14 protein-coding genes are annotated in these 24,735 nt (G+C 70.4%); 1 reads left to right on the top strand and 13 read right to left on the bottom strand.

From position 1 onward, the window contains the following. The first annotated feature begins 33 nt into the window (after positions 1–33). Positions 34–861, top strand: a complete 828-nt coding sequence (locus tag L1Z78_RS12310) for an isocitrate lyase/PEP mutase family protein (protein WP_234641772.1) — start codon at positions 34–36, stop codon at positions 859–861. On the opposite strand, the gene L1Z78_RS12305 is transcribed toward L1Z78_RS12310, so the two are convergent. The 13 genes from L1Z78_RS12305 to L1Z78_RS12245 form a co-directional block, all read right to left on the bottom strand. Next, entirely contained in the window at positions 846–1,145 is a 300-nt protein-coding gene (locus L1Z78_RS12305) for a hypothetical protein (RefSeq protein WP_234641771.1), read from the bottom strand. The two genes, L1Z78_RS12310 and L1Z78_RS12305, sit on opposite strands and share 16 nt — an antisense overlap. Beyond that, positions 1,142–2,806: a hypothetical protein gene (locus L1Z78_RS12300; RefSeq protein WP_234641770.1), complete on the bottom strand. Its 1,665-nt coding sequence runs from the start codon at positions 2,804–2,806 to the stop codon at positions 1,142–1,144. The genes L1Z78_RS12305 and L1Z78_RS12300 overlap by 4 nt, the downstream gene beginning before the upstream one ends. Beyond that, positions 2,803–3,996 (bottom strand): VWA domain-containing protein, encoded by a 1,194-nt coding sequence (locus L1Z78_RS12295; protein WP_234641769.1) that lies wholly within the window; start codon positions 3,994–3,996, stop codon positions 2,803–2,805. Before L1Z78_RS12295 ends, L1Z78_RS12300 begins: the two co-directional genes overlap by 4 nt. Positions 3,997–4,013: 17 nt before the next feature. Continuing rightward, complete coding sequence (locus tag L1Z78_RS12290; protein WP_234641768.1) at positions 4,014–6,392, bottom strand: DUF5682 family protein; 2,379 nt, start codon at positions 6,390–6,392, stop codon at positions 4,014–4,016. Next, the gene (locus tag L1Z78_RS12285) at positions 6,382–7,518 is read right to left on the bottom strand and encodes an ATP-binding protein (protein WP_234641767.1); all 1,137 of its coding nucleotides are present in this window, start codon (positions 7,516–7,518) and stop codon (positions 6,382–6,384) included. Before L1Z78_RS12285 ends, L1Z78_RS12290 begins: the two co-directional genes overlap by 11 nt. Further along, entirely contained in the window at positions 7,518–10,436 is a 2,919-nt protein-coding gene (locus L1Z78_RS12280; protein ID WP_234641766.1) for a DUF4132 domain-containing protein, read from the bottom strand. The genes L1Z78_RS12285 and L1Z78_RS12280 overlap by 1 nt, the downstream gene beginning before the upstream one ends. A gap of 11 nt (positions 10,437–10,447) precedes the next feature. Next, on the bottom strand, positions 10,448–13,435 hold the full coding sequence (locus tag L1Z78_RS12275; protein WP_234641765.1) for a DUF4132 domain-containing protein: 2,988 nt from the start codon (positions 13,433–13,435) through the stop codon (positions 10,448–10,450). Between the two features lie 29 nt (positions 13,436–13,464). Then, positions 13,465–16,398 carry a DUF4132 domain-containing protein gene (locus L1Z78_RS12270; RefSeq protein WP_234641764.1) on the bottom strand — a complete coding sequence of 978 codons (2,934 nt, stop codon included), beginning with the start codon at positions 16,396–16,398 and terminating at the stop codon, positions 13,465–13,467. A 291-nt stretch (positions 16,399–16,689) separates the two neighbouring features. Continuing rightward, entirely contained in the window at positions 16,690–19,155 is a 2,466-nt protein-coding gene (locus tag L1Z78_RS12265) for a DUF4157 domain-containing protein (RefSeq protein ID WP_234641763.1), read from the bottom strand. Further along, positions 19,152–20,972: a DUF4157 domain-containing protein gene (locus tag L1Z78_RS12260; protein WP_234641762.1), complete on the bottom strand. Its 1,821-nt coding sequence runs from the start codon at positions 20,970–20,972 to the stop codon at positions 19,152–19,154. Before L1Z78_RS12260 ends, L1Z78_RS12265 begins: the two co-directional genes overlap by 4 nt. Before the next feature lie 72 nt (positions 20,973–21,044). Further along, positions 21,045–23,357 (bottom strand): AAA family ATPase, encoded by a 2,313-nt coding sequence (locus tag L1Z78_RS12255; RefSeq protein WP_234641761.1) that lies wholly within the window; start codon positions 23,355–23,357, stop codon positions 21,045–21,047. Continuing rightward, entirely contained in the window at positions 23,354–23,860 is a 507-nt protein-coding gene (locus tag L1Z78_RS12250) for an aspartyl/asparaginyl beta-hydroxylase domain-containing protein (RefSeq protein WP_234641760.1), read from the bottom strand. The genes L1Z78_RS12255 and L1Z78_RS12250 overlap by 4 nt, the downstream gene beginning before the upstream one ends. 10 nt (positions 23,861–23,870) lie before the next feature. Next, on the bottom strand, positions 23,871–24,731 hold the full coding sequence (locus L1Z78_RS12245; protein ID WP_234641759.1) for a hypothetical protein: 861 nt from the start codon (positions 24,729–24,731) through the stop codon (positions 23,871–23,873). Positions 24,732–24,735 lie beyond the last annotated feature (4 nt).

Raw genomic sequence — 24,735 nt, 5'->3', positions numbered from 1 at the left:
AGTCCCCGATCCTGATCACGCAACGGACACTCCATGAACACCAACGTAGAACACAAGCGCGCCCGGTTCCGGGAACTGCATCACCAGGGCTGTTTCGTGCTGCCCAATCCCTGGGATGCAGGCAGTGCCCGCATGCTGGAGGGCCTGGGCTTCAAGGCGCTGGCGACCACCAGCTCTGGCCATGCCTGGTCGCTGGGCCGGCCCGATGGTGCCGTTTCCCGCGACATGGTGCTGGAGCATCTTCGCGCCATGGTGGCGGCCACCGACCTGCCCGTGAATGCCGACTTCGAGAGCGGTTTCGGCGCCGATCCGCAGGCCGTGGCCGAAAGCGTTCGCATGGCACTGGACACTGGCGTGGCCGGTCTGTCCATCGAAGACTCCACGGGCGATGCGCAACGGCCCCTGCGCAGCATCGATGAAGCCGTGGAACGCCTGCGCGCGGCACGCGCCGCCATCGATGAAGCCGGCGGCAGCACCGTGCTGGTCGGGCGCGCGGAGAACTTCTTCGTGGGTCGCCCGGATCTGGAGGACACCATCGCCCGGCTCAGGGCCTATGCCGAGGCGGGCGCGGATTGCCTGTACGCGCCCGGCATACGCACTGCCGAGCAGATCCGCGCCGTCGTCGCGGCGGTCGCGCCCAAGCCGGTCAACCTGCTGATCGGTGCGGCCAGCGAGTTCAGCCTGGCCGATGCCGAGGCCATGGGAGTGCGCCGCATCAGCGTGGGAGGCGCCCTGGCGCGTTCCGCCTGGGCCGGCTTCCTGCAAGCGGCCCGCTCCATCGCGAAGACGGGCCGCTTCGACGCATTCGCGCAGGCCGCGCCGGGCAGCGAGCTCAATGCCTTTTTTCAATCCGGCGACTGAGCCTCGCAGGCCTGCAACCGCCCGGCGGTCGTGACCCAGACCAGCACGTCCAGCAGGGCCTCGGCACGCTCGCGGGAACACCCTGCGGGGTCCAGGACGCTGTCCATCCGCCGGGCCACGGCGGCCCAGCCCAGCAGCTCGGCACGGTCCGCCCACGCGCGGCCCCTGGCCAGCAGGGGCATGCCTGCCGCCGCCAGGCCCGCGGCCTGCATGTCCGCCAGCCAGGACAGTCCCTGCTCAAGCCATTGGCCTAGAGGGTCCATGGTGTGCCCGGGGCCTGTCATGGCAACTCCTTCGGAGCGTCCACAGGGCCGGGGGCCTCCCAGCCCGCACTGAGGTGGTGCCAGCCCGCGCCATGGCGCCAGCGCACTGAAGCCGGCGTGACCTGCAGCCGCCCGGCCACGCATTGCACGCGGCCGAAGACCTCCTCCAGCACCCTGCCCCGCGCCAGTTCACGATGCAGTGCCAGCCCTGTCCTGGCCTGCGGGCCTTGCAGCTCGCCCACCAGGTCCATGGCCGGTCCGGCCTGCGGCGCCTGCAGGGCCAGCGTCCAGCGCCGCAGCGATTCGTCGCGCTGGGGCAGGCCGCAAGCCGTGGCCCGCAGCCTGGCCCTCAAGGGAGGCTGCTGTCGCCAGGGGTCGGCATGCAGGTCCGCGAGATGGCGCGCCAGCAACGCCCGGGGATCGTCGGCTCCGGGCAGCGATGGGACGGCCTCGGCCGGCGCCAGCCGCGTGGCATCCCTGGCCGACAGCCGGCCGTCGTCGCTGGCCCAGCCCTGCACGAGCACATGGGGCCCGGCCAGCAATTGCCGCGCGGTGAAGCCGCCCAGGGATTCGTTGTCGAGCGCCTCGGCGGGATCCCAGTCGGTATCGAACCCCTCGGCGCGCGATGCCGACCAGCTCAGGAAGCGGCCACTGGCCGCATCCTGCAAATGCACCGAAAAGCCGCGCTGGCCACCGGGGGCGAGCCACAGCTCGGCTGCCACGGCATGCAGGCACAGGCCATCCACACGTCGGTAACTGCGCCGGTGCACGCCAGCCAGTTCGCGCAGCGGCCGCGGCATGGGCTGCTGCGACAGGCCGCGCAGCAGCATCCACAGCGAGGCCAGCAAGGGCGCCACGCGCTGTGCCGCCCCGCTGCGTCCGGCCCGCTCGTCGCGCAAGGCGCGCACCAGCAGGTCGAGCACGCCGGCGGGCCGGGGCAGATCCGCCTGGCGCAACTCTGTCGCCAGCGCCTGGCCCTGGTCGAGAAACACGGGATTCATGCCCGCGCGGCCTTGCAGCGTCCAGCCGATCAGCCACTGGCGGGTCTGCGCCAGCCTTTCGAGCGCGGCGGCCTCCAGGGCATGCGCGGGCAGCGGCGGCATGGCGGCGCCCGCCGCACGCCGCGCCTGCAGCGCCACCAGGGCGCGGTGGGCGCAGGCCGGCGCCTTGCAGCTGCAGCTGGCCGCGGCCAGCCCTCCCGCGCGCGGCACGCGCACGGTGACCTCGTCAGGGTTGGAGAGCTCGCCGATGAGCGCGGCGCTGCCGTCTTCCAGCACGGCTTCGAAGCCCTGTGCCATCCATCGCAGCGCCTTGCGCTGCGCGGCGGCACCGAAGGCCTGGGACACGGCCTGGGCATCGCCCTCCAGCCAGGGGGCTGCCGGCGCGGCGGCTTGCTCCTGCAAGGCGGGCGTATCCGCCAGCCGGCCACGCAGGCCCAGCAGGAAGGCGCACAGATGATGGCAGGGGCCATAGGCGGGACAACTGCACTGCAGCGTCGCAAAGCCCGCCGCACCCAGGGTCTGGACATGGCCCTCGATATCGGCTCGGGCATGGCTGGCCTCCAGTTGCCAGCGGCCGGTGTCGGCGATGGCCAGGGCCTTGGCGCCACGCTTGAGCAGCCCCCGGTTGGCCCAGTCCGCGATGGCGTCGTCTTCCAGGGCGCGCAACCATTGCCGCATCATGAGCCAGGCCCTCCTTGCATGGCGCGTGCCAGCCAGTCCACCAGGTGGTCGGGGGTCATGGCGGCGACCTGCGCGCCCCGCTCCACCAGTTGCGCGGCCAGGTCGCGGTCGTAGTCGGGATGCGCACGGCGGTCCAGCGCGGCCAGCACCAGCACGCGGGCGCCGCTGCCCACCAGGCGTTCGGCCTGCGTGAGGACCCGGGCCTCGTCATGGCCTTCGTAGAGATCGGTGATCAGCACGACCGCGCTGCGGCGCGGCGCCACCAGCCGGTCCGCCACATGGGCCAGTGCCTCGCCGATGTTGGTGCCGCCGCCCAATTGCGCGCCCAGCAGCAGTTCCTCGGGTGCATGCAATTGCCCGGTGACATCGGCCACCTGGTCGGAGAACAGCAGCACCTGCGTGCGCAAGGCGCGCACGCGCGCGAAGATGCTTCCCATGACGGCGCTGTGGATGACGGACTCGTACATGGAGCCGCTCTGGTCCACCACCAGCCACAGATTCCAGGCCAGACGCCGTGCCTCGTTCTCGCGAAAGAACAGCCGCTCCAGCACCAGGGACTGCTCCTCGCTCTGGTAGTGGCGCAGGTTGTGGCGCAGGGTGCGCGGCCAGTCCAGGTCGCTCATCTGCCCCGGACCCCGCCCACTGCGGCGCAGGCGCCTGCGACCGAAGGCGGATTGCACGCGGGAGGACAGCCGCGCCTCCAGCTGGGACACCACGCGGGCCACGAGGCGACGGGCCTCGGCCAGCACCTGTGGCGGCAGTCCGGCGCGCACGGCCATCAGTGCGGCCACCAGCTCGATGCTGGGTGTGGCCTGCGCCAGCACCTGGGGGTCTGCGAGCAGCTCTTGCAGGCCGTAGCGCGACAGCGCGTCGCGTTGCAGCGTCTCGGCGGCGCTGCGGGGAAAGAGCTTGCGGACTTCACCAAGCCATCGCACGGCCTGGGGCTCGGGCGCCCCTGCGGCGCCCCGGCGCTCGACCGCTGCGCCCATGCTTTCCCAGGCATCGGTATCCTGGGCGCCAGGCTGCTCGCGCAGGCGGTGCTCGCGCTGGTAGAGGTAGTCCAGGGCCGCATCGCGCCGTGCATCGGCCGCATCCAGCGGGTGGGCGCCCGCCAGCGTCCGGGCCGCATCGGGCCCGAGAATGAGGCGCCAGCGCCGCCGGGTGGCAGCGTCCAGGCCAGGTTCATGCATGGGTGGCTCCTTCTGGGTCATGACAGCCCCCAGGGCAGCAGCAGCCGGCCGACCTGCCCGGCCAGGGCCCGGCTTTGGGCGAGGTCCTCGGCCGATGGCAGGCGCAGGGTCGCCAGGGCCGCCTGCGGCCAGGAAGGGTCCGGACCTGCGAGCCGTCCGGCCAGTTGCTCCAGCTCGGCTCTGGTCAGTTGTGCGAAGGCCAGCCGCAAGGCCGGCAGGCCGTCGAGAAAGGCGTCCTCCGGCCACTGCGCGATGGCGTCGCTGAGCAGGCGCAGCAGCGGTGGATGGCTGACAAGCCAGCCTCTGGCGACCCGCATGAAGCCTTGCAGATACTCTCCCATGGCACAGGCATCGGTCTGTGCCAGGCCCAGCATGCCGCGCAAGGCTGCATCGGTGTCGCCGGCCTGCCAGCGGCCTGACAGGCTCAGGATGCCGGCGCAGGCGCCACGCACGCGCGCTGGCGCGCCGGCCCCATGCAAGGCCATGCAGGCTTCGTGGAACCCTGGCGCATCCGTCCAGGGAGCCTGCCGGCAGACCATGCCGTGCAGATCGGCCAGCGCGTCCAGGGCCTGGGCCTGCTGGCAAGAGTCGCCCTGCCCCAGCCACGGCAGGCGCAGGCAGGCCTGGACGAAGCAGCGCCGCAGCAAGGACAGCAGGCTCGCCTGGCCCACGCCCCCCAGCGCATGGCGCGTCTCGTAGGCCAGGGCCAGCTGGCCCGTGGCCTGTGCCAGCGCCAAGGCGTCGTGGCTGCGCGCCATCCAGGCCTGGACGGCATCCAGCACCTGCTGCGCGATGCGCTCCAGCCCCATGACCAGCACCTCCAGCACCCGCAGCGCCGGCCCCGTGTCGGCGCTGCGAGCCAGCCGCTCCAGCACCAGGTGCACGGCCGCCTCCTCCAGGCTGGAGCCGTGGCGCATGGCTTCGGTCAGGGCCACCGCGGTCTCCACCTGCCACCCCAGGGTCCAGACTTCGCGCACGCGCGCCAGGCCCTTGCCCGTGACGAAATCCGGTCCGGCCTCGCATTGGGCGTAGGGCACGCCGAGATAGCGCAGACGGTGCAGCCCCTGGGACAGGTTGCGGTGGCGCGCGCTGCGGTAGATGTCCAGCTCCTTGCGCACGGGCGCCGCTGGCCGCACCGGCAGGCGATGGCGCACGCAAAAGGCCTGGACATCGGCCAGCAGCGGCGCGGCCGGCGCATTGGGCGGCAGCCGCCCATGGTCGTCGGCGCCCGCCAGCCATGGAACCAGCCGCGCCAGGTCCAAGGCGCCGGAATGCTCCTTGAGCATGGCGCTGTGCAGGGCTTCCATCAGTTCCGCCCGGCCGCCATGGCAGCCACGCAGCGCGGCCAGGCCCTGCGCCACGCGCACGGCCTCGGCCGCATCGGGCAGGCTGGCCGGCAGGCCTCGGGCACGCAGGCCGTCTGCGACGCGCGCAGCCATGGCCGGCCAGGCCTCGGCGTCGGGGTGGCGCGCGCCCTGCTCCCAGGCCTGCCATACACCCTGGTAGTAGCCGGGCATGGGCATGCCCGCCGCATAGCCGCTGGCGCGCTCCAGCCGCTCCAGCGTGTAGGGGATGAGGTGCACGCCCACGGCGATGTCCGGCCGGTGCGCGGCGGGCCGGTCCGGCACACGCAGGTCGGTGGCGATTGCCGTGGTGGCTCCGGCGGTGATGGCGGCGGCGATCGCAGGCAGATGGAAGCCCCCACAGACCACGAGGCAGCGCCCACCCCCGGCCAGGACGGCCTTCACCCGGGATGCCATGTAGGCCTCGCGGGCCGCGTCCTCGGCATCGGCACCTTCCCCCTGCTCACGCAGCAGCTGGCTGAAGGCCAGCACACCGGCGAAGTAGTCCCGGGCCGAGTCCGCCCCGGCGCCGGACTCGTAGTGCCGGTCCCACCATTCGTCGAAGTCGCGGCATCCACCGGACGCGATCAGCCCCTCCAGCACGTCGGGAGCGCGGCGAGAGGGCTCGTCGGCCAGCAAGGGCTCGGGCGCACAGGCGAAGTAGTCGAGCCGCGCCGCCTGCTCCAGGCGTGCCGCATAGGGCAGATCGATGAACTGCACGGCACAACGCAGCCGCGCCGCCTCGCGCAGGGCCACCCATTCGGGCGAGAAGGCCGCGAAGGGGACGTAGCAGCGGCAGCGCCAGTCTTCGCCTGCGGGACCGTCCCCGGCCACGGTCGCATGCAGGTAGGCGGCCAGCGGTGCGCGTGCCTGGGGATGCTGGAGCGCGGGCAGCAGTGTGTCGAGCTCGCCCGGCCCCTCGATCAGCACATGGGTGGGGCGGAACTCGCGCATCAGCGTGCGCAGGTGGTGGGCACAGCGCGGGCTGTGGTGGCGCACCGGCACAAGGCGCAGCTGCGCCAGCGGCTCCAGCAAGGCCGCGTCAATGCTCACGGCCACCCGCGACGAAGTCCTGCCAGTGCGCCTGCCCGGCCCGCTGGCGCGCCACCACGCGCAGGTATTCGGCAAAACGGCGGCGGTCCTCGTCATCGTCCTTGATCACCGTGCCCAGCAGATGGCGGGCCAGATGCGCCGGCCCCACACGCTCCTGCCCGAAATACCAGCATTGGCAGGCGGCGTTGAAGGCCACATCGATGGCCTCGGCCGTGGACAGCACCGTACCGGGCCGCTCCACGGCCGTGCCTTCCACGCTGCCGCTGCGCAACTCCTGGAAAGCCGTGGCCAGCAGGGCCAGCACCTCGGGGGCGACCGTGGTGCCTATGCGCTGGCGCGCCAGTGCGCGGTCCACTTCCTGCCCGATCAGCGCGGCCTGCGCCTGCACATCCTCCAGCGGCCGCATGGTCTCGAAATTGAAGCGGCGCTTGAGCGCGGCGGACATCTCGTTGACGCCGCGATCGCGCAGATTGGCCGTGGCGATGACGTTGAAGCCCGGGCGCGCCAGCAGCCAGGGCTGCTCGTGCCTGAGCTCGGGGATCTGCAGCAGGCGCTCGGACAGCACGGGCACCAGGCAGTCCTGGACCTCGGTGGAGCAGCGCGTGATCTCCTCGAAGCGCAGCAGTTGCCCCTGGTCCATGGCACGGTGCAGCGGCCCCGGCACCAGGGCGGCGGGGCCCGGACCGTCACGCAGCAGCAGCGCATAGTTCCAGCCGTAGCGGATCTGCTCCTCCACCACGCCGGCCCCGCCCTGCACGGTGAGCTTGCTGTCGCCGCTGATGGCGGCCGCCAGCAGCTCGGACAGCAGCGACTTGGCGGTACCGGGCTCGCCCACCAGCATCAGGCCGCGCTGGCCGGCCAGGGTGACGATGGCCCGCTCGACCAGGGCATCGTTGCCGTGGATCTTGCGCGCGATGGCCGGCCCGCTGGCGCCAGCGTCCCCCAGGATGAAGCGACGCACGGCACGCGGACTCAAACGCCAGCCCTCGGGACGCGGGCCCTGGTCGACGGCCTGGAGCGCCGCCAGTTCCCGGGCATGGGCCAGCTCGGCCGGCAGGCGTTGCACCGAGGGCGTGGCGGACTCGGCGGCCACGCGGGCAGCCGTTGCAGTGCGCTTGGTGGCCATCAGTCACCATCCTTGCCGCCAGCGGCCTTGGCGGCGATGGCCGAGAACTGCGCCATCAGCGTGGCCTGCAGTGCGCGCGGCCATTGCTGGGGCAGCAGCCGGGGCCAGCGCCCGTCTTCGCCGCGGTGGCTGCTGTCATAGACCACGGCGTTGACGATGTCCACGCGGTTGTCCAGTTCCATGTAGGGCGTGTAGCGCCCGTGGTGGAGTTCGATGTACAGCTGCCGCCCGGCCAGGTCCAGCTTGTGCTCGTAGATGCCGGGACCGTCTTCCACCGGGCCGGGGCGGTAGTTCCACTTGGCCAGCAGGCCGGACAGCGCGCCCTGGCGTATCTGCAGCGGGCCGGCGGGATGCAGTGCCTGGTCCTTCCACTGGCTGGCGTCAGGCAGTTGCGTGCCCGCGCCCAGTTGATCGATCAGCGGTTGCAGCTCGTAGTCGGACAGGCAGGTACGCCAGGCCTCGGTCTCGCCGGGCGCCGCGTCCACCGGATGCCAGAGCAGCACCTGCGCGTCCTCGGGCAGCTCCACGGCATCGTCGGCGGCATCGAGCAGGGAGAAGTCCTCCGCAATGCGGAAGCTGGCGCCCTGCTCCATCCGCCAGATCAGGCTGCGGCCCACGATGCGCAGCAGGGGATGCTGCAGGAACAATCTGCGCCAGCGCGGGGCGGGCCAGCGCTGGCTCGTCATGAAGGCGGTACCCAGACGCGGCACCTGCTGCTTTGCAATGGCCTTGACGCCAGCGGCCACGGTCTTGAATTCGGCCTGGGCCGCATCCCACTGCAAGCGCAGCGACGCGTCCTTGAGCGCGGGCAGCGTCTTGGAAGCCTTGCCCTTGTCGCCCACCACGCGCAGGCTCAGGTCGCCCTGCAACTGCAGGCGGTAGCGCAGCGGGCCCACTTCCAGCACCCGGCCATCGCCACCCAGGCCGAAGTCGGGCGTCAGTTCGTCATACAGTTCGAGCAGGCTCAGGCCGCGCCGCTGGGCGGCCGCCTCGAGCGCGTCATGCGTGGCCGCGACGACCAGGTCCTTGAGCTTGCGCGAGGTGGACAGGGTCTGCACCTGGGACAGCGCATAGAGCGTGTCCAGCGCGCCCAGTTGCTCCACGGCGATGATGGCGCGCAGCTTCTTGCTCCAGCCCCAGGCCTTGACGGCGTTGACCAGGGTCTGGACCAGGCGGTCGTCCACATGGCCGGTGACCAGGCGCAGCGCCCAGCGCGCACGCGGCTCGCCGTCGAGTGCCACCCAGCACTTGACCAGTTCCAGCGACAGTTGGGCCCGGTTTTCGGCGGGCACATGGGCCAGCATCTGCGTCACCAGGGGCGGCAGTTCCTCGTCGGCCGTGGCCACCATGTGCAGCACGGTGCGCGCCGCATGCGCGGACAGCGGCGCGAACAGCGCCAGGATGGCCGGCTGGTCGTAGGCCTTGAGCAGGCTGGAAAAGCGCTTGAAGCGCGCGACGCGGGCCTCGACGTCAGCCAGTTCGACCCTGCCGCCGGCGTCGACGGCCAGGGCGCCCGGTGAGGGCTCGCCCAGGGCCAGCAGCCGGCCCTCGACCATGCTTTCCGATCCGAGGTCCAGGCCCGTGCCCAGCAGTTGGCGCAGCAGCGGCGCCACGCGGCGGTCGGCATGGGCCAGCAGGATGTCGCGGCAGGCCAGCTGCATCTGGCGCTCGCCGCGGCCCAGCCAGCCCGTACGCTCGAACAGCTGGAGCACGTCCTGGGCATCGAGGGCCTGCACGCAGCGCGCCACGGCCTCGCGCAAGGCCTTGGAGCTGCTGGCCGCCAGCAGCTCGCCCAGCAAAGGCAGCTGGCTGCGCACCAGCGCGGGGTCCATCTGGCCCAGCAGGGGCGCCAGGCGCGCCGTGGGCAGTTCGCGCAGGTAGTCAGGGCGTTCCGCCACCATGCGATTGAGCAGGCCCACGAAGCTGTCCAGGCTGGAGCGGCGCAGCATGGTGGGGAGCAGCAGCGGCATGAGCTCGGGGTAGCGGTGACGCCAGATCAGCTCGGCCATGGGGGCCGTGAAGCGGTACTGGGCGCGCCAGCTGCCGAGCCAGTCCACGAACAGCGCGGGCGCTTCGCGCACCAGACGGTCGAAGATGGGGGCGAAATGCTCCAGCGGCTCGTGGTCGGCGTCGCTGAGCAGCATGTCCACGAGTTCGACACGGCGCTCGTCCGTGGCGCCCAGGTCCCAGCGCAGGGCGACCAGGCCGGGGTCGGAAGGGATGGGTTTGTCGTCGAACCAGTCGGGATGGTTGCGCACGATGCCATACCAGGGCGCGCAGCGCTGCGGATGGGGCAGCTCCTTGTGCCGCTCGGGATGGATGCGGCGTATGGAGGCGTACAGCGGGCCGCCGCGCTCGGCCAGCCGCATCAGGTCATCATCGTCCAGGCTTTCCAGCAGATCGGACCACGAAATGCTGCCGCTGGTGCCACCGGCCATGGCATGGAGTTCCAGCGCCCATTCCACGCGTTCGAGCACGGCCTCGCGCGCCATGCCCGGATACCAGGTCCAGTGGAACATGTCCAGGATGCGCCTGGCTCGGTCGCCGAGTTCCCGCGCCTTGTCCTGCTCGCAGGGCCGGGCCAGGCTCTGGCGTGCCATGGACTCGAATTCAGCCGCCAGCTCAGGCCCGGGCAGGGGCACCGTGCGGTCGAAATTGCCGAACATGCTGCCTCCGAACGGGATGATCTGGCGCGCAAAGGCCAGCCATAGCCCGTGGTCCTGGGTCCAGGGCAGCTCTATGGAGCCCAGCCAGCGCATGGGGTGGCTGCCTTCGTCATAGATCCTGCGTACGAAGGCGCCGACTTCCTCGTCCTGGCCGGCGCGCATGCGTTCGGCCAGGACCTCGGCCAGGGCCTGGGCCGGCAGGGAGGCGCCCAGTTCTTCGAGCGTGGCGTGTTCCGTGATGGAGGTGTTCATGGTCGATGGTTTCAAGCGGGTTGCGGTTCGGCGCGCGTGCTCGCGCCTTCGGAGGCCGCCGCGCGCGCGGCCAGGGCGTTGAGCCTGGACTGCAGCGTGGCCTGCAGCGGCAGCGGCCACTGCGGCGGGGCCAGCGGCTGGCCGCTGCCGCGGTCGTACAGCGCGAAGCCTTCGATATCGACGCCATGGCCTGGCAGGTGAAACGGCATGGCCGCGCCATGCAGCAGTTGCAGGCGCCAGGGCGGCACGGAAAAATCCTGCAGGTGCATGTAGATGCCGGGGCCGTCCTCCACGGGGCCGGCACCCATGCGCCACTGGCCTGCCAGGGCCTCCAGTGCCGCCTGGTCCAGGCGCAGCGCGCGGGCGGGCCGCAGCAGGCCGTCGGCCCATTGCCCGGGATCGGGCAGGTCGGTGGGCGCGCCCATCTGGTCGATCAGCGGCTGCAGGCCAAAGTCTTGCAGGCATTGCTGCCATTGCAGGCGTTCGCCGGGGCTGGCCTGGACGGGGTGCCACAGGGCCACCCGGGCCGTGTCCGGCAAGGCCACGACATCGCTGTCGGCATCGGTCAGCGAAAAATCCTCGGAAATACGCAGGCTCAAGGGGGACCCGCCCTCGACCTCCACACACCAGACCAGGCCCTGGGCCAGCACCCGCAGCAACGGATGCTCCAGGAACAGCCGGCGCCATTGCGGGACGGGCCAGCTGCGGCCCAGCACCAGGCAGGCGTGCAGGCGCGGCGCCTGCTGCCGGACCACGGCCTTCACGCCCTGGGCCAGGGTCTTGAGCCGGGCCATGGCCGCATCCCGTTCGGCCTGCAGGGCCGGGTCCTTGACGGCGGGCAGGGATTTGCTGGCGCGGCCCTTGTCGTTGACCACGCGCAGGCCCAGGTCGCCCTGCAGCTCCACCCGGTAGGTCTGCTCACCCACGGCCAGGCTCAGGCCCGCGGCCAGGCCGAAGTCGGGTGTCAACGCATCGGCCAGGTCTTCCAGGGCCATGCCGCGGCGCGCCGCTGCCTCGACCAGCACAGCCTCAGTGGCGGCCCGCACGCTGGGCTTGAGCAGGCGGCCCGTTGCCAGGGCCTGTACGCGCGACAGGGCATGGACGCTGTCCAGCCGGCCCAACTGCTGCAGGGCCACCACGGCGCGCTCCTTGCGCGCCTTGTGCCAGGCCAGGGCCGCGGCGGCCAGGGGTTCCACGCAGCGGTCGTCGGCCGCACCCTCCAGCAGCTTGAGCACCCAGCGCGAGGCCGGGTCGCCGTCGCAGGCAATCCAGTGCTCCACCAGGGCCAGGGCCAGGCGCGCGCGGGCTTCGGCGCCGGCCTGGGCCAGCAACTGGCGCGCCAGATCGGGCAGTTGCTGCGGGCCGGTGGCCGCCAGGTGCAGCAGGCAACGCGCCGCATGGGGCGACAACGGGGCCAGCAGCGCCAGCAGTTCGGCGCGGTCCAGGGCTGCGATGGCCGGGGACAGCTCCTGCAGACGGGCGGCCTGGGCTTCCAGGCCGTCCAGGCCCGCTGCCGGGTCGGCGGCCTGCGCCGGCAGTGGCGCGGCTGTCGCCCTGCTGCCCTGGCCCATGGCAAGCAGGCGCGCCTGCGCGGGCCCATGCTCGGCCACATCCAGCAGGCCGCCAGCCAGCAGCGCGGCCAGGGCGCCGCCAGCGGCCGGGTCGGGATGGGCGATCAGCACATCGCGCCAGGCCAGCACCAGGTTCCTGGAGGGTTTTGCCAGCCAGCCCGCGTCCTGCAGGGCCTGCAACGGCAGCGCGGCCAGGGCCTGGGCCAGGGCCGTGCGCAGGCCCTTGCTGGCGCTGGACGAGGCCGCCTTGCCCAGCTGGGGTAGCAGGCGCTGCAGGGTTTCGGCCTGGAGCAAGGGCAGCAATTGGGCCAGATGGGTGGCCGACAGCCGGGCCAGATCGGCCGGGCGCTCGGCCAGGATGGTCTCGGCCAGTGCGGCATAGTCCTCGCGGTGGGACGCGTAGTCGCAGCCGCCCGCGCAGACCGGCAGCAGCAGCGGCACCAGCTCGGGCCATTGCGCGGACCACAGCCACCGGGCGGCCTGGGGCTTGAGGACCAGGTGGCCCATTTTCTTGAGCCAGGCCACCAGGGGGGCGGCATCGTCCCGCAGCAGGCCGGCCATGATGGCCTGGTGGTGGGGCCAGTCCCCGGGCGCGGCAAAGTGCAGGGCATCGAACAGGCGCTCGGCCAACACCAGGCGGCACGCAGCGTCGGCCTGGGGCCAGCGCTGGGCAATGAGTACGGGCTCTGGCAGCTTGAGCTGGTCGAACACCGCAGGCCAGCGCGCGAAGAAATCCAGCCACCGTTCCCAGCGTCGCTCCACGGGCCGCTGGCGCTGCAGCGGCAGCTGCTGTTGGACGATGTCGCGGCTGAGTTGCCCTCCCCCGTCCTCGCAGGCCAGCTCCAGCAACTCGTCCTCGGACAGCCGGGTCAGCAGCCAGTTCCATTGGCAGTAGTAGGTGGCCGTGGCGTCGATGCCAGCCTGGGCGCGCAGCTGCAGCGCCCAGCGCAGCAGGTCCTGGACATCGCGGCCCGACATGCCTTCGTGGCCCAGCAGGCCGAAAATGCGCCGGAGTACGAAGTCATAGCCATCGCGCAGCCTCCAGGGCTGGTGGCTGCGGCTGGCCCAGTCCTGCAGCCAGGTCCGGGCCAGGGCCAGGAGCTCGGCGCTCAGCGCCTCGCTGCGCGGCGGCTTGCGGCCATCGACGGCATACAACTGGCCCAGCGGAATGCTGATGCGCGCCAACTCCAGCCACAGCTGCGGATCGCGCTGCCAGGGCGCGTGCTCGGCGTCCAGCCGGCCCAGGCGCTCCTGGCACAGCGTGCTGCAATCGCGCAGAAAGGCGGCCACCTCTTCGGTGCGACCCTGCCGAAGGCGCTGCGCCAGTTCCTGGGCGAAGGCCCGCAGGCCGTGTTCGGCCGCCTGCGGCCCGGTGCACTGCTCGTACAGTGCCTGCAGGCCCATGGCGCCGCTGTCGTCGTGGTTCATGATCTGTAGGCTTTCCGGCAAGAGAATCTTCAGGCCGCCGCCTTGGCCGCCAGGGCCAGCCACTGGCCTTGCAGCGTGGCCAGCAGCGGCCTGGGCAGCCGCGCGGGGTTGGCGCTGGCCCAGTGGTCCTTGCTCAGGTCCCTTACGCGCAGCCCTTGCACCGCCACGGGCAGGCCCAGCTCCAGATAGGGAGGGAAGTAGCCATGGGACAGCTCCAGGCTCAACTGCAGCGCGGGCAGGTGCCACACATGCTCGTTGATGCTGGGGCCGTCGCCGACGGGACCCGGCCGGTAGCCGAACTTCTTGAGCAGACCGCCCAGCTGCTCCTGCGCCAGCGTCAGCGGCGCCGGCGGCAGCAGCATGCCGTCCTTGAACTGGCTGGGCGCGGGCTGCTCGGCGCAGGCGCCCAGTTGGTCAACCAGGGGTTCCAGCTCGTAGTCGGCGAAATAGGCCTGCCAGGCTTCGCGCTCGCCGGGCAGGGCCGTGGCCGGGTGCCACAGGCTGATGTGGCTGCCCTCGGGCAGGGCCAGGGCTTCGTCCTCGACATCGACCAGCGAGAAATCCTCGGCCAGCCGGAAGCTGGTGCGCGCCAGGCCCGGCGCATCCTCCGCACGCCAGATCAGGCTGCGGCCGACGATGCGCAGCAGCGGATGGGCGACAAACAGCCGCTTCCATCGCTCCAGCGGCCAGCGCTTGCCGCTGACCAGGGCGGCCAGCATGCGCGGGCCCTGCTGCTTGACCACGGTCTTCAGGCTCGCGGCCAGGGTCTTGAGCCGGGCCGTGGCCGCCTCCCATTCGGGCCGGAGTGCCTCGTCCTTGACGGCGGGGATGGACTTGGCGGCCTTGCCCTTGTCGTTGATGACGCGCAGGCCCAGGTCGCCCTGCAGCTCGATGCGGTAGGTCTGCGGCCCGACCGTCAGCGACAGGCCCTGTCCCAGGCCGAAGTCCGGCGTCAGTTCGTCGAACAGCTCGGACAGGCTCATCTGCCGGCGCGCCGCCGCCGCGCGCAAGGCTGTGCGCGCCGAGCGCTGCACCTGGTCCTTGAGCGAACGCGACTCCGAAATCTCCTGCACGCGCAGCAGGGCGTAGAGGCTGTCCACCTCGCCCAGGTGCTCGACGGCCGCGGCCGCCCGCTGCAGGCGCTGTCGGTTCCAGGCCTGCACGGCCGCCACCAGCACGTCGACGACGCGGTCATCCGCCTGGCCGGGCAGCAGCCTGAGCGCCCAGCGCTGTCTGGGCTCGCCCTCGGCCGCGATCCACTGCTGCACCAGGGCCAGCGCGAGGCGGGCACGGTTTTCCTGCGGGATGCAGGCCAGCAACTGCGCGGCCAGCGGGGGTAGGTCCCCCTCGGCGATGGCCGCCACGTGCAGCAGCACGCGGGCCGCATGCTCGGACAGCGGCGCGCACAGTGCCAGCAGCTCGGGCGTGTCGAAGGGCTTGATGGCCGCGCTCAGGCGCTTGACCGATGCGACCTGCGCCTGCATGTCCCCGTCAGCCTCGCCGGCCCGGGCCGCCGGCTCGCCTGCGTGCCCGGCTGCCGCCGCCGGTCCCGCCAGGCCCAGCTGCTGCAGCCGCTGCTGCACGCTGCTGGCGGAAGCCGCATCGAGCTTGCCGCCCGCCAGCAGTTGCGCCAGCAGCGGCCCGGCAGCCGGATCGGGATGGGCCAGCAGCACGTCGCGGCAGGCCAGCAGCAGGTTCCTGGCCGGCTTGTCCAGCCAGCCAGCCTCCACCAGCCAGGCCGGCTGCAGCCGCGCGGCCAGGGCCGCCACGGCCGTGCGAAGGCCCTTGGCGCTGCTGCCGGCAATGACGGCGGTCAGCGTGGGCAGCGCCGCCTGCAGGCTGGGGCCTTCGAGAGCCGGCAGCAGATACACCAGATCCCTGGTCGCCACGGCGGCCAGGTCGGCCGGCCTGGCCGCCACCAGTTCGCGGACCACGCCGCGGTATTTGCGCGCCTCATCCGCATATTCACAGCGCTGTGCGATGGCAGGCAGCAACAGGGGCAGCAGGGCTTCGTGGCCCTGCTGCATCACATGCTGGACCAATTCCCGGCTGACCAGGTAGCGGCCGCTCTCGGCCAGTTGCCTGGCAAAGGGCGCGGGGTCCTCGGCCACCAGGCGGTCCAGCAACTGCAGCGAGCGGGCACGCTCTGCCGGCCGGGAACCGGACCGGTTCCCCATCAGCAGCGAAGCAAGGATCTCGCGCCGGACCGCATCGGCCGTGCCCCAACGCTGGGCGATCAGGTCGGGGTCATCGATGCAGGACTTGTCGAAGAGGACCGGGTGCTGCGCGAAGAAGGGCATCCAGTCCTTCCAGCCCTGGCCCTTGGGCAACCTGGGCTGGCGCACATTGCGGTAGTGCTCCAGGATGTCGTCGAACAGCTTGCCGCCCACGGCGGCATAGCGTTGCAGGTCAGCGTCGCTCAGTTGGGTGATCAGGAATTTCCAGGGAGCGTGGTACTCGTGGTCCCGCCTGTACTCCCCCTCTTCCCGCAGAGCCAGTATCCAGTCCAGCGTGGCCGTCACCTCTTCATAGGGCATGTCGGCATAGCCGAGCCATGGCAGCAGGCGACCCAGCACCAGGCCTATGCCCCGGTTGACCGACAGTCCCTCGCTGCGGGCATAGGCCAGCCACTGCTCGGCCAGGACGCGCACCTCGGCGGCGATGGCGGCGCTGGACTGCTGGTCCCCCGCCCCGCCAAGAATGTGCCCGCGCGGCAGCGTCAGCCTGGCAAACGCCAGCCAGCGCTGGCCATCACGCGCCCAGGGTGCCTCATTGCCGCTCAGATGTCCCAGCAAGTTGAGGCAACGCTCCTCGCAATCTCGAAGGAAGGTGCTCACTTCGTCGGCGCGCCCTTCGTGGAGCCGCCTGTCCAGCTCGGCGGCAAAGGCCTCTTCCTTCAGGCCATCGTCAAGCAAGGCATAGAGATCCGTCAGGGAAGCCGAGTGAAGATCAGGTGTACTCATGGATGCATGCGGCGCACGCTGGTGCCGCAACGTGAAGAAAGTCGAAGACGCAAGCCTGCACCCGATTGAACAAGAGGTTCTTGATCTGTCTGGCGAGGCCACCAGGTATTCATGCCTTGCGTATGTCGTCAGCTTTGGGAAAAGCTGTAGCGCCCTGCGCGAAAGCCAGGCGATTGTCTGCCGGATGGCGCCTTGCGCGGGCGTCGGCGTTGTCAGGTCGCCCACCCGGCACTTGACACTGCGTCAAGCGGGCATGGGCCAGCCACCCCGGGTCGGGCACTGAACGCGGCCTCAGATGACGACGCCGGCGGCCTTGAGCTTGCCGATGGTGGCGGTGGATACCCCGGCCACGTTGGACAGATCGTCCAGCGTGGTGATGGTATTGCTCTGCAGGTAGGTGTGGATGTCCTTGGATCGCGTGCTGTGCCTGACGATGTCGTTGATGTCCTGCTGCGACATGCTGCCGATCTTCAGGGCCGGCGCCGTGATTCCGGTGACGAATGATTTCTGACGCGCGCTGAGCACGACCTTGTCGGCATCGGAGTACCTTGCCGTGCTCAGGAGCGGCGGTGGTGTCAGCAGGCTTCCGTCCACGGACAGGCTGAACTTGAACTGTTCCACGCCTGTCGGTGCATAGGTGCTGGCGCCGGTGACCTGCGTGGCCTCGAATATCCCTTTGGGATTATTACGGGCGCTGCCGTGGATGAGCCCCTGGCTGGAGGTATCTTCCATTTCCGCAACCCAGTAATTGGGCACGCGCGCGTGAAACACGAAGTCCTTGTCCTGTGACGGATTGGCCGTCAGATAATCGTCGACGGCATCGACATAGCTGTCACCCGAATCCATGTCTTCATCAGGATCCACCGCGTTCTTCACCACCGTGGATGCCTTGATCCTGTACGTGTCGGCAGGATAGGAAAGATTGACCGTGTACTTGAGCGTGGCCCCATCATCCAGGGCATCGACCGCGGCCTTCTCCATGGCCGTGATATAGAGCGGATTGTTGAAGGACTTCGCCTGGGGGGCGAGATTCCAGTTCGCGTACATGTCGAACACTTTCTTGCCGTCCATCAGGTTGTCCCCCACCAGATGGCCACCTTCGTAGGGGATGGTCCGGTCGCCGCTGAGGATTTGCTCCTCATCGCCGCCAAACCAGCCGACCTCGGTCTCACCCTTGCCGGTGCGGCCGATTCCCGGCTTGGATGCCGTGATGACGGCCTCCACGGAACCGGGGCGGTCATAGCTATACTCCGGCAGGCTTTTCAGCAATGTCTGGTTGTCTTTGTCGGTGCTCAATTCATCGATCGTATCGGTACCGCTGCCATAGGACTTGTTGCCGAACAGGGTATTGAACTGTTCGATGAACTCTCCCGCAGGCGAATCCAGATCGGGGTCGAACTTGACGGGCTTGAGCGTGTCCGCCCCTTTGGTAACGCCTTTGCCCTTGTGCAAGGAAGAACGGATGGCGGTGGGCACCAAGGGCACATAGATGGAAGGCGATGCGGCGAACTCCGCGGCAGCCCCTGCAGGACCGGGAACCACCTGTGCCGTGCTCAGATGGAACTGGGCCTTCAACGCATCGAGCTTGGTCTGCACCAGATCGCCCCGGAGATCGTTGCCATTGACCAGCATCCACTCCTTGAACAATTCCGCGGCCAGTGCCTTGCGCAGCTCGGGGGGAAGCTCGGGCAGCACCTGAGTCCACTGCGCGCCCTCGACCACGCTGGTGCGATGGATCAGATCGCTGCTGGCGTCCTCGATCAGCAGCGCGAGCTGCTGTTCATAGAGCCAGCCCCTGGCCTCGCCCATGCGGTCCGTCAGATAGCCACCGGTGTCGTCCTCGGGTCCGGACGTCTCTTCCTCGAACAGGTCCTCGACCTCGTCCATGCCGTCCTGCAGATCAATGCCCGCTTCATCCAGTGGCGGCGCGATCTCTTCCTCTAACATGCCAGGTGGTTCCTTCAGCCTGTCCAAACCCGGCGACAGCGCCCGCCTTTGCCGCTGCAGCAGTTGCTGGATCCACCGCTTGGTGGGCCGCAGCGTCATGGACTCCTGCGAGCCCGGTCTCCGGGACAGAGAGGATTTTTTGATGCCCAGGCGCGAGCCCCGGTCCCTGTGCGACATCGCCTGGGATTGGGTTTTCTTGATGCGCCGGGACTGCACCCGTGCAGCCTGGATCACGCCGGGTTGCGCGACCGGCTGGGCGACCGGCTGGGTGATGGGGACGGCGTCGTCGATGGGGCCGGCGGCGCGATTGATGATGGCGCCCTGACGGTCGGCTTCGCCCTCCAGCTGCGGGTCGTCATTGAGCGGCCGGCCGTTGACGCTGGCCGAAGCCTGCACACGCTGCGTGGCCTGCTGCGCCAGATGCCACAGCTCATGGCCGCGGTCCCGGGAGTCGCTGACGATGGCGGTACGCCCCTGGGCCAGTGAACGCGCGCCGACGGCCTGCAGGCGCGCGTCGGCCGCATGGGTCTGGTGCAATCGGGCGCCGCTGGCATGCAGATCGACCCGTCCGCCGCTCAGCGACTTGACGGCCGCATTCTCACCGGCGGTGATGCCATTGTGGGTGCCCCCGGCGATGGGCGCTGGCAAGGCCCGGCGCTGAATGGCGGAGCGCTGGTAGTGCAGCCCCCCCTGCCCCGCTCCGAACGGGGCCGCTTCGCCATGCTCCATGGCCATGGGAGTCACCGGCGCGGGATCCTCCGGGCGCGGCGTGGGCGGCTCTGGCCGGTTGGCGTAGGTGGAATCGCTCATCGCTGGCTGTATCCCGCAAGTCCGGTGCCGACGCCTCGGCGCTGGCGGTGAAAGATATGGTGGTAGACCTGCGCAAAGCGGCCGGGCGTGTTGACCACGATGTTGCGGACCATGGCGCGGGTGTCGCCATCCAGCCTGTTCCAGGCGGCCTGCATCGGCCCCGGTGCCATGTCTTGCAGCAGGCGCACCTGCGCCATGCCTGCGGCGATGCGCTCGCGCAGTCCGGCGACCTGATGCGGCGCATGGCTGTGCGGGCCCACGTTCAGGTCCGCTCCGGCATGGCCCAGGGCCGTCAGCACGGACAGGCCTTCGGGGCTGTAGACGGCAGGATAGAAGCCGTGCTCGGGCACGCTGTAGGCAAACCGCACCCCGGCCAGCGCCTGGTCCAGGGCCTGGCTGCCGACCAGGTCGTCCACGGGTTCCTGCCGCAGGGTCTGCGAGTGCCGCGACAGATACTGGTAGCGCTGCTTCTGGCCGGTCGGGTGCGTCGGGCCGGTCGGCGGCGAATCGAGATCCTTCTCGCCGAGCTTGTTGTCCAGCACATGGAGGCTGCCGGCCACTTCGATCAGGTGCAAGACCCGCTGCGCGTCGATGAAGGAGACGTCGACATCTTCCTCGACCCTGGCCACGGTGTCGGCAAGGCGCGCGCCGCTGAACACGGGCTCGCCCGGTGCCCTGCCGCGCAGACTGGCGTGGTAGAGCGCGTCCAGTTCTCCGTTGAGGCCCATCAGGGTGGTGACGAGGCCGCTCAGACGGCTTTTGGTGCCGTTGCCGCGGTAGTCCTCCCCATAGTGCGCCGGCGCTTGCGGCCACGAGGTCGTCAGCGTGGCCAGCGTGCGCCGGACGCCGGCCAGGCCGATGGCGCCGGCCTGCGCCTGCGCCAGCACCTGGCCCAGCATGTGCTCGAATCGGTCCACGTTTTTTCCCTGGCCGCAAAACCTGCGCAGCAGTCCCAGCTTGAAATACACCTCGCCGGCCTGGCGCGGGCTCCAGCCGGCGCGCGCCACGGCACCCCGGGCATCGTACGGTTTTTCGTCCTGGATCAGCGCGGTGCGCTGCTGGACGATTTCCGGATCCTTCCTGGCGGCGCTCTTGATCTGATTGACCAGGAATTCGCGCGATTCGACCGTGGTGTCGTCATAGCCGCGCAGAAAGTCCAGCAGAGCCGTCCTGTCTCCGTCGTTGGCCTTGATGAATGCCTGCGCCTCACGCGTGCCCTCCAGGTTTTCGAGCAGCTCCTCCGGTGTGTAGCCGGTGCGGCCCAGGCGGTCGGCCTTGGTGTAGGTGATGACGCGCTGGATCGGTGCGGCTGCGGCCAGGGCCTGGCCGGGAAGGCCGAGGCCCGCCGGCCGTGCGCCGCCGTGCCGTGCCCTGGCGGCTGCCCGCGCGCCCATGTGGTCCGCCTCGCGCTCCAGTCCGGGATCGTCGTTGAGCGGCTGGCCGGCGACCGTACCCGAAGGCCGCACCCTGCCCTGGCGTTGCTGGGCGACATGCCAGGCTTCGTGGGGCAGGTACCGTTCCTGGCCCGGCGCCAGGTGGATGTCACCGCCCTGGGTGAAGGCATGGGCCTGCACCGAGGCGGGCCGGGGCGAGTCGTAGTGCACGCCGACATCGCCCAGGCCGACGCCGGCCAGCGTTTCGACGCCGGCACGCAGTGGCGCGGGCAGCGGATGGCGCGGCACCAGGGCGCTGGCCGCGTAGTGCAAGTCCCCCATGGCCACGGACTCTGCAGGCTGCGGCTGTGCCGCACCGGGCGGCAGGGCCCGCCCAAGCGGGATGGCGCCGGGCACAGGCCGGGCACGGGTGATGGTGATCATGGGTGGCCGACTCCCTGTGGCACGGGGCCACTGGCTCCTGGCGGCCGGCCCTTCCGGCCGCGGATTCGATGTCTAGTCATCATCGTTCCAGGTGAAATCGGCGGCAGAGAACACCTTGCCCAGCTTGTCGTATTCGCGTTCGAGCGCCAGCAGGATGTGCCGCCACGCCAGGGGCTGGCCCTCTGCAGCGGCATGGAAGGCCGCCCGCACGGCGATGTTGTTGATGTTGCCGCCGCTGACGGCGGCGCGCTCGGCCAGCAGCGCCAGATCGATGTCACCGTCCAGGGGCAGCGCGGGCGGAAACGCCTTGTGCCACAGCCGGCGGCGCTCGTCGGGCCCGGGAAACGGAAACTCCAGCATGAACTTGAAGCGCCGGGTGAACGCCTTGTCCATGTTCTTCATCAGGTTGGTCGAGAGGATGACGATGCCAGGATAGGTCTCGATGCGCTGCAGCAGGTAGCCGGTCTGCAGATTGGCATAGCGGTCATGCGCATCCCGGGTTTCCGTGCGCCTGGAAAACAGGCTCTCCGCCTCGTCGAAGAACAGCACCACGTTCATGGCCTCGGCCTGATCGAACAACTGGGCCAGGTGCTTTTCGGTCTCGCCGATGTACTTGCTCAGCACGCTGGCCAGATCGACCTTGTACAGGGCCAGCGCCAACTCGTTGGCGATGATGGACGCCGCCATCGTCTTGCCGGTGCCCGAGGGTCCGTGGAACAGCACGCACAGGTTCTTGCCGTGGGCCTGCAGGGTGTCGAAGCCCCATTCCTCGATCACCTGGTGGCGGTGCCGTGCATGGTGCAGGATCTCCTCCAGCCAGCGCCGCGTCGCCGGGGCCAGCACGATGTCGGCCAGGCGGTGGCGGGTCTGGACCTCCCGGGCGATGGACAGGTTCCCGGCATGGCTCTGCTCCCGGCAGGCATCGAACAGCAGTTCGGTCGGCAAGGCACCGGGCCGGGCATCGCTGGGCGCTTCCTCGGCCGCCAGCAGCGCGCGGCTGGCCGCGTCCTTGACCGCGAGCCGGATCTGCGTCTCGGTGAACAGGTAGCTGTTGACCAGCTGGGCGATCACGGCGTCGTCCAGGGCATGGCCTTGCTGTGCCGCCACCGCGCGCCAGATCCGCTGCCGCAGGCCCGCATCCGGCATGTCGGTCCTGACCAGCACCGGCACCACTTCGTGGGCCTCATGGCGATGGGCGAAGTCGGCCAGGCGGGCCGCCGGGCCATTCAGCACGGCGCAGTAGCGCTGGCTTTCGAGCAAGGTGTGGAACACGGCGTCGAACAGGTCATCGACCCGGTCCGAGGCCGGGTCGGCTTCGGCGGCATCGGGGACGGACAGCCATGGCGCATGGGTGACCACCAGCACCCTGTTGCACAGCAGGGCATCGCGGCACAGGGCGCGCAGTTGCTGCACCAGTCCTTCGCGGCTGCGTTGCCCCGCGACATAGGCCTGCCAGACCTGGCGACCGTCGAGCCGCATGCAGCGCAGCCCCCATGGCTCGAAGGTGGCGGCACACAGGCTCGCCAGCAGCGTGGTATCGGCGCCTTGCAAATGCAGCAGGTAAGCGGCGGCACCAGGCGCGCCGGGCCCGCAGCGGGTGACGAACCGCTGCAGCCGCTGCAGCACGGGGGCGGTGGTCAGGTGGTCAGCCAGGGGCGGGGCGGCGGGCAATGGCGCCAGTGCTTCACCCAGGCGCAGCCGGGGCATTGCCGTCGCCAGCAGGTAGGCGGCCACCATGGGCGCCGGACGCAGGGCACCGGCCATCGCCGCCAGCTCGGTGCCCGGCATGAGTTCCAGCAGCCGCCAATGGCGCAGCGGGCCATCGCCCGCCAGCGCCTGCTGGATGGCGGCCCGGCCCTGGATGCCGCCTCCGAACAGGCTTGCGGCCGAGGCCAGGGTCAGCCAGGACGCGGGAGCGTCTGCCGGTCCGGCCGCGCACTGGGCAGCATCATGGAGCGAACGCAGGGCGACACGGTAGTGCCCCTCGATCTCCCCCAGCAAGGCGGCGAGCAGCAGCTGCTGCTCTTGCCGGGTCAGCTGGAAAAGCTGGGCCAGATGGATCCATGGAATGAAGATGCCGGCCGCATGGGTCGCCGCCATGCGGCCCTCGATCGCGTCCCAGCGGTGGGACGCCAGCTCCGCCATCTGCGCCTGCATCTGCGCAGCCTGGTCGGCGAACAGCTGGTGCGGCGGGCGGGCCGGCGGGCGCATCGCAGCCGCTTCGACCTCGGCTGCCTCCCGCCGCTGGCGCAGCAGCGCCGCTTCGATCACCGCGTCGCCGAACGCGCACAGTTGCGCCAGCAGTTCCTGGTGGCCGGCATAAGCGCCGCTGGCCAGGCCCGGGCCGGCAAGGTCCGCACGGGACAGGGGACGGGCGTGCGTCATGCCTCGGGCGCCCTCTCGGCAGTCCGCAGGAAATCGACCAGCAGCACCACGCGCTCCCCGGGGCCATGGTGCCAGGCTTCGTGCTCGACGGTGTCGTCGAAGACCAGGCATTCCCCTTCGATCCAGCGCCGCAGCTGGCTGCCGACCCGCAGGCCGCCGTTGCCAGAGCTCTTCAGCGTCAGGTGCAGGCGCAGCACATCGCTGGTGTAGCCGGTGTGCGGCACGATGTGGGTGCCGGGGGCCAGCCGCGAGTAGCCGGCGTTGACCAGGCCCGGCACGTTGCGCTCCAGCAGTTGCGTCGTCGCGGGGCAGTAGATGGCGTTGCAGGTCAGCCTCCGTCCGGCAGCGTGCAGGCCATAGACGTCCCAGCCCTGGCGGTACAGCCGGGTTTCGGGCCATGCCTGGAATTCGCCGGGCAGCAGCGCCTCGTATTCGGCGCGCACCGCGGGGCACGCGGCGCACAGCGCGGCGACGAAGGGGAATCGGTCTGCGGGCAGGAACATCGGACGGTCGCTACCAGAACAGGTGCCAGACGCCATCGACCCGCAGGCCGTTGCCCTGCAGCGTCATCCGGAACTCGCCAGGAACCGTGGGCAGGCCCCGGGCCTGGTGATAGGCGCTGCCGCCATGCACGACCAAGCGGCCCGGCTGGTAGCGGATGAAGCGCCGGGGCAGCTGCCGCAGCCGGTGCTGCAACCTGGCCTCGCCGGCGGCGTCCAGGGCATGGGCATCGGACAGCTCCTGCGGCCACAGATACAGGCCCGCCCCCGAGGCCGGCACCGCGATCGGCAAGGTCAGCGACAAGGTCGGCAGGCCGTCGGGGTCCACCCCGGGCGGCCAGGGAAGGCAGCGGTGGGCGAGGTCCACGTGGATGGGGTTGCCCGGGTACTGGTCGCCGTGCCGCGTGCGCAGCCATTCGGATTGCATGACGTCATGGCCGGGAAGCTCCGCGAAGGCCGGGTCGGCGCCGAACAGGTGAAACCCCGGCCACGCGACATCGCTGCGCAGCACCACCGGTGCCGCCAGCGCCTCGGCAAGCGTGGCCGTCAAAGCCTCATAGATGGCGCCGAAGTTGGCCTGCAGGAACGGGTTGTACTGCCGAGCCAGCCGGAAATAGGCAGGCGGTGCCGTGCCCAGGTCATAGTAATGGGTCGCCCCCAGCGTGTAGAAAGGCAGGCGCCGGTGGCGGTGCAGCCAGAAGGCATCGAGAGCGCACAGCTGATCGGCCACGGCCAGGCATTCCTGCGCATCGAGCAGCGGCAGCTCCAGCACGGCAGTCCGCCCCGGCATCGCTGCCCGGGTCTCCGGACCTGCCTCGGCCAGGGTCTGCGTCATGGCGGCGGCAGTGGAGAAAGAACGTGCATGGCGGATCATGGCA

The organism is Delftia tsuruhatensis (genome assembly GCF_903815225.1).
Taxonomy (GTDB): Bacteria; Pseudomonadota; Gammaproteobacteria; order Burkholderiales; family Burkholderiaceae_C; genus Comamonas; species Comamonas tsuruhatensis_A.
This window is presented reverse-complemented; position numbering and strand designations above follow the sequence as displayed.

Bases quoted from the DNA above. Each gene is read 5' to 3' on its own strand.
- L1Z78_RS12285 (WP_234641767.1), bottom strand. From the start codon at position 7,518: ATGGCCACCAAGCGCACTGCAACGGCTGCCCGCGTGGCCGCCGAGTCC.
- L1Z78_RS12280 (WP_234641766.1), bottom strand. From the start codon at position 10,436: ATGAACACCTCCATCACGGAACACGCCACGCTCGAAGAACTGGGCGCC.
- L1Z78_RS12300 (WP_234641770.1), bottom strand. From the start codon at position 2,806: ATGATGCGGCAATGGTTGCGCGCCCTGGAAGACGACGCCATCGCGGAC.
- L1Z78_RS12270 (WP_234641764.1), bottom strand. From the start codon at position 16,398: ATGAGTACACCTGATCTTCACTCGGCTTCCCTGACGGATCTCTATGCC.
- L1Z78_RS12250 (WP_234641760.1), bottom strand. From the start codon at position 23,860: ATGTTCCTGCCCGCAGACCGATTCCCCTTCGTCGCCGCGCTGTGCGCC.
- L1Z78_RS12255 (WP_234641761.1), bottom strand. From the start codon at position 23,357: ATGACGCACGCCCGTCCCCTGTCCCGTGCGGACCTTGCCGGCCCGGGC.
- L1Z78_RS12265 (WP_234641763.1), bottom strand. From the start codon at position 19,155: ATGAGCGATTCCACCTACGCCAACCGGCCAGAGCCGCCCACGCCGCGC.
- L1Z78_RS12310 (WP_234641772.1), top strand. From the start codon at position 34: ATGAACACCAACGTAGAACACAAGCGCGCCCGGTTCCGGGAACTGCAT.
- L1Z78_RS12305 (WP_234641771.1), bottom strand. From the start codon at position 1,145: ATGACAGGCCCCGGGCACACCATGGACCCTCTAGGCCAATGGCTTGAG.
- L1Z78_RS12260 (WP_234641762.1), bottom strand. From the start codon at position 20,972: ATGATCACCATCACCCGTGCCCGGCCTGTGCCCGGCGCCATCCCGCTT.
- L1Z78_RS12245 (WP_234641759.1), bottom strand. From the start codon at position 24,731: ATGATCCGCCATGCACGTTCTTTCTCCACTGCCGCCGCCATGACGCAG.
- L1Z78_RS12295 (WP_234641769.1), bottom strand. From the start codon at position 3,996: ATGCATGAACCTGGCCTGGACGCTGCCACCCGGCGGCGCTGGCGCCTC.
- L1Z78_RS12275 (WP_234641765.1), bottom strand. From the start codon at position 13,435: ATGAACCACGACGACAGCGGCGCCATGGGCCTGCAGGCACTGTACGAG.